Here is a 3,389-nt window from a genome sequence, read left to right as displayed (position 1 = left end):
ACGGATCCGGGACGGGGCACGACGTGATCGTCGCTCAGGACGCGGCGTGGCTGGCGTGCCTCCTGGGCGCGCTGGGCCTGCCCGACCCGGCCTGCGTGGATCCGGATCCGCGTCCCTGAGCCCGCGCGTCCGGCCTGCGGGCGCTGATCCGCGCGGCGGCTCAGCGCTCGCGCGGCGGCTCAGCGCTCGGGAGCGATCGCGCGCAGCCGCAACTGCATCATCGCACCGAAGCGGGCGTTCGGGTCGTCGAGGTCGATGCGGCCGACCTCGGCCACGCGGCGCAGCCGGTAGCGGAAGGTGTTGGGGTGCACGAACTTCGCGGCAGCGGCGACGCCGACGTCGCCGAACGCGTCGAGCCACGCCTCGAGCGTCTCGGTGAGGCTGCTGCCGTGCGCCTCGTCGTAGGCGAGCAGCCGTGCGAGCGGCCCGGACGGGATGTCCCGCGCGGGGCCGGCGAGCTCGAGCAGCAGCGCTTCGGCGTGCACCTCGTCGAGGCGGGCGACCTGGCGGTCCACGATCCCGGCGCGCAGCACCCGCAGCGCACGGTCGGCGCTCGCCCTGGAGCGGGGGAGGAGCGCCGTCTCGGCGACCACGATCCCGACGCCGATGAGCGGACGCAGCGCCGAGCGCATCCTGGCCAGGAACTCCGTTGCCACCCGCACGGCACTGTCGCCCTCGTCGTCGGCGTCGGCCGAGGAGGAGAGCGGCAGCACACCGTAGGCGACGTCGCCGACCAGGCCCGAGACCGAGCGCGGGTGCGCGAACGACAGGTGCACGGCGAACGCGTCGGCCACGCGCTTGCGCTCCGCGGCGAGGTGCGCGTGCGAGAGCTGCTCCGCGGCGGGGTCGTGCAGGGTCAGCGCGAGCACGACGCAGGCCTCCTCGCGGAGGCCGAGGCGGTGCACGGCCTCGCCGGCGGAGGGGCCGCCGCCGAGCGCGGTGCGCAGCAGCTCGGCACGCAGCCGGCGCTCGACATCGGCGTCCGTGCGCTGCCAGACCATGTGCATGGCGACGAGCTTCGCGGCGTCGTGCAGGGACGCGCTCCGCTCGGCGGTGAGCGAGCCGGCGGTCCAGATCGTGCCGAGCACCTCGTCCCCTGCACGCACGGCGATCGCGGTGCGCACCTCGTCGCCGGCGGCTCCCGTGGCGACCTCGACGGGCCACTCGCTCCGGGAAATCTGTGCGAGCGTCCCGCTCTCCTCCAGCGCCCGCACGTCCTGGGACGGCAGCGGGCGCGCGCGGATGCCCGGAGCGCGCTGCTGCTCCGGACCGTTCGAGAAGGCCAGCAGCTGCGCGTTGCGGTCCTCGATCGTGACAGGCGACTCCAGGAGCGCCGCGATCGCGTCCGCCACGGCGAACAGATCGCCCGCGAGGATCCCGCCGAAGGTGACCGGCCGCGCCTCGTCCGGATCGCCGGGCGTCATGAGCGAGCGGAGCATGCCGGCCAGGTGCGCCCAGGTCGTGCTCGGTTCACGGCGAGCACGACGACCCCCGTGGCCTCGGCCTCCGCGCGCAGTGCGTCGTCGGCGGTGAACGGCGCGCGCACCACGAGGGCGGTGACCCCGGCCTGCGCGAGCAGCGGGAGCAGGTGCCGCACGAGGGCGGGGTCCTCCACGCCGACGCCCATCACGAGCGAATTGCGCGGGGCGTCCGGCTCGTCGCGGGGGTCGTGGATCACGATCGCCTCGATCGTGCGCTCGCGGGAGACGGTGCCGCAGACGATCGTCAGCAGGGTCGTGTCCAGCGCCTCGAGCACGCGCACCAGGGTCACCTGCGGACGGTGGTTCATCGGGGGCACCTTCGCGACGCTAGCACGCGCCGCGGACGGCTCACCGGCCCCTCGTACCCGGTCGCGCGGGTGCCCCGGTGAGCCCCGCAGCCCGCGCCGCCGGTCCCCGTTCCGCCGCTCATGACGCGAGCGGGATCCAGGCGCGCGAGACCGTCACCTCGTCGAGCACGGCGGCATCCGGCGTCACGCCGATCCCCGGTCCCGTCGGCACGCTCATGTGGCCGTCCTCGAGCCGGAACGGCGCCGTGAGATCCGTCTCGTAGTAGCGATCGGAGGCCGAGGTGTCGCCGGGCAGGGTGAAGCCGGGGAGGGCGGCGAGCGCGAGGTTGGCCGCACGGCCGATCCCTGTCTCCAGCATCCCTCCGCACCACACCGGCACGCCGTGCGCGACGCAGAGGTCGTGGATCCGGCGGGACTCGAGGTAGCCGCCGACACGACCGGGCTTGATGTTCACGACGCGGCAGGCCCCGAGCTCGATCGCCTGCGCGGCGTGCTCGGCGGACAGGATCGACTCGTCCAGGCAGATCGGCGTGCTGATCCGCCGGGCGAGCATCGCGTGACCGCCGAGGTCATCGGCGGAGAGGGGCTGCTCCAGCAGGGACAGGTCGAACGCGTCCAGCTTCGCGAGGTGCTCGATGTCGGCCCGGCCGTAGGCCGCGTTCGCATCGACCTGCAGCAGGATGTCGCCGAAGCGCTCCCGCACGGCGCGTACGGGCTCCAGATCCCAGCCGTGCTCGATCTTCAGCTTGATCCGCACATAGCCGTCGGCGAGGTACCCCTCGACCGCATCGAGCAGCGCGGGGATCGTCGGGGTGATGCCGACGGAGACGCCGCAGGCGACCCGCTCCTTCACCGCGCCGAGATGGTAGGAGAGCGGCACGTCGCGCGCGCGGAGGTCGGCGTCCAGGACCGCGGTCTCGAGTGCGGCCTTCGCCTGACGGTGTCCCTTGAAGGGCGACAGGATCCCGGCGACCCGGTGCGGATCCAGGTCGCCGCTGCCGCCGAGCGCCGGCACGAGCACGTCGGAGAGCACTGCGGCGGCCCCCGGCGTGTACTCCGAGCTGTAGAGCGGCAGCGCGCTCGCGCCGCATTCGCCCCAGCCCTCGCCGTCGGCGCCGACCGCTCGCACGAGCACCGCCTCGCGCACCGTCTCGGTGCCGAACGAGGTGCGGAACGGCGACACCAGCGGCATCCGGATCGTGCGGATCTCCACGCCCTCGAGCTTCATGACCTCTCCTGTCTGTCGATGATGTACCAGCCCGCCCGGTCGAAGCCGCGCACGGTCGCGCCGTCGGCGAGCAGCGCGCCCATGACCTCGCGCAGGGCGACGCGCCAGTCGGCCGCGCGCCGCGGATCCGTCTCGCGCATGCCCTCGATGTCGGCGGGGACGCCGACCAGCACCGTGCCCGCATCGAGCGCTCCGCACCGCGGGGCGTCGTGGCCGTCGGGCTGCAGCCCGACGACGGCGCCCGCGGCGAGGGCCGCGGCGGCGTCGACCACGAGCGGGCGGTGCGCCGCCGCGGCGATGACCTGCGGGGAGCGCAGCTCCCACCGCACCAGGATCCTGTCCGTCTCGTCGCCGCGGTTGATGCTGTCGTCC

3 protein-coding genes and 1 pseudogene are annotated in these 3,389 nt (G+C 74.4%); all 4 read right to left on the bottom strand.

Features of this window, described 5'->3' with window-relative positions; all coding sequences use genetic code 11:
* Nucleotides 1-179 precede the first annotated feature (179 nt).
* Nucleotides 180-1,439 carry a PucR family transcriptional regulator gene (locus B7X32_RS19630; protein WP_292723605.1) on the bottom strand — a complete coding sequence of 420 codons (1,260 nt, stop codon included), beginning with the start codon at nucleotides 1,437-1,439 and terminating at the stop codon, nucleotides 180-182.
* Nucleotides 1,421-1,789, bottom strand: coding sequence for a hypothetical protein (locus B7X32_RS19625; protein ID WP_292723603.1), 369 nt, complete (start codon nucleotides 1,787-1,789; stop codon nucleotides 1,421-1,423). The genes B7X32_RS19630 and B7X32_RS19625 overlap by 19 nt, the downstream gene beginning before the upstream one ends.
* A gap of 118 nt (nucleotides 1,790-1,907) precedes the next feature.
* Nucleotides 1,908-3,017 (bottom strand): o-succinylbenzoate synthase, encoded by a 1,110-nt coding sequence (gene menC, locus B7X32_RS19620; protein ID WP_292723601.1) that lies wholly within the window; start codon nucleotides 3,015-3,017, stop codon nucleotides 1,908-1,910.
* Nucleotides 3,014-3,389: pseudogene (locus B7X32_RS19615) on the bottom strand (hypothetical protein); the annotation flags it as partial. The pseudogene B7X32_RS19615 and the gene menC, both read right to left, overlap by 4 nt.

The sequence above is a fragment of the Microbacterium sp. 13-71-7 genome, assembly GCF_002257455.1.
GTDB lineage: Bacteria > Actinomycetota > Actinomycetes > Actinomycetales > Microbacteriaceae > Microbacterium.
Note: the sequence above shows the minus strand (reverse complement) of the source record. Positions and strands in the feature narration are given on the sequence as shown.